The sequence below is a fragment of the Oleiphilus sp. HI0067 genome (assembly GCF_001635735.1).
The window spans coordinates 1-1,281 of record NZ_LWFI01000601.1; the positions used below are offsets into that span (position 1 = coordinate 1).

Sequence of the window (1,281 nt, forward strand, 5' to 3'; positions counted from 1 at the left end):
CTTCATGGCGTTTGCCGATCGCTTTGCGCAAACGACGAATGTGTACATCAACAGTGCGTTCTTCCACATACACATTACCACCCCAAACGAGGTCCAATAGCTGCGCTCGCGTGTAGACGCGATCTTGGTGTGTCATGAAAAACTGCAGGAGTTTATATTCTGTTGGCCCCATCGAAAGCGTTTCACCTTCTGAGCTAACACGGTGACAGACTGGATCGAGCTCTAAGCCATCAATATTAATCGCAGACTCTAACCCTTGTGGATTAGCTCGACGCAGCACCGCTTTTAACCTAGCCACTAACTCACGTGGAGAAAAAGGCTTAGTAATGTAATCATCCGCTCCGACTTCCAAGCCTTGAATCTTATTGTCTTCTTCGACTTTCGCAGTGATCATAATGATTGGAATTTCAGAAGTGCTTTCGTCACGCTTCAAACGTCGGGCAAACTCTACACCGCTCGTTTCCGGCAACATCCAGTCTAATAAGATCATATCGGGGCGATCGTCTAGCACAATGCTGTGAGCGTCACGGGCATTACTCGCTTCAAAACAGGTATACCCTGCCATCTCTAAAGCTACTGCGATCATTTCGCGGATGGATGACTCGTCATCCACAATAAGGATTTTCTTATCTGCCATGTCTTACACTCTCATTATGCTCAATCACATCTGAGCAAATACCTACTCGTCGCGGTATTAGAAAGGAGGTTTGTTACAAGTATATGACAGGAAAAGCGCTTAAACGTTCATCAAGTCGCATAATCAAGTGCGATACCAACAAAAATGGCAAAACCCACCCAGTTATTGTTCAAAAATGCACGTAAACAATCGTCTTTATAACGTAAACGTATCAAATGTTGTTGGTATACCAACAGCACTGACGCGACGACAATGGACAAGAAATAGAAGCTTCCGAGATTTAACTGCTCGCCCAGCAAGCACATCGCAAGCACAAACAACACTTGAAGGCTCGCGATAATCGATCGGTCTGCATTACCGAACAGAATCGCTGTGGATTTCACTCCAATTTTCAGATCATCCTCACGATCCATCATCGCGTAAATTGTGTCGTAAGCGACAGTCCATAACAGCGTTGCTGTAAAAATTATCCAAGCAAGAGCCGGCACCTTTTCGATGACTGCTGCAAATGCCATAGGAATGGACCACGCAAACGCAGCACCAAGAAAGACTTGCGGCAAGAAGGTGTAACGCTTCATGAAAGGATAAATACACGCGAGGGCCAATGCACCAAAGGACCAAACAATCGCACTAGTGTTTAAACA

At 45.5% G+C, this 1,281-nt stretch carries 2 protein-coding genes; both read right to left on the minus strand.

Features of this window, described 5'->3' with window-relative positions:
* A partial coding sequence (gene phoB / locus A3739_RS06820; RefSeq protein ID WP_068500829.1) for a phosphate regulon transcriptional regulator PhoB occupies positions 1-637 on the minus strand: 637 nt, incomplete at its 3' end.
* Between the two features lie 110 nt (positions 638-747).
* Positions 748-1,281 (minus strand): 4-hydroxybenzoate octaprenyltransferase (locus A3739_RS06825; RefSeq protein ID WP_156502421.1); only part of this gene is annotated, 534 nt, incomplete at its 5' end.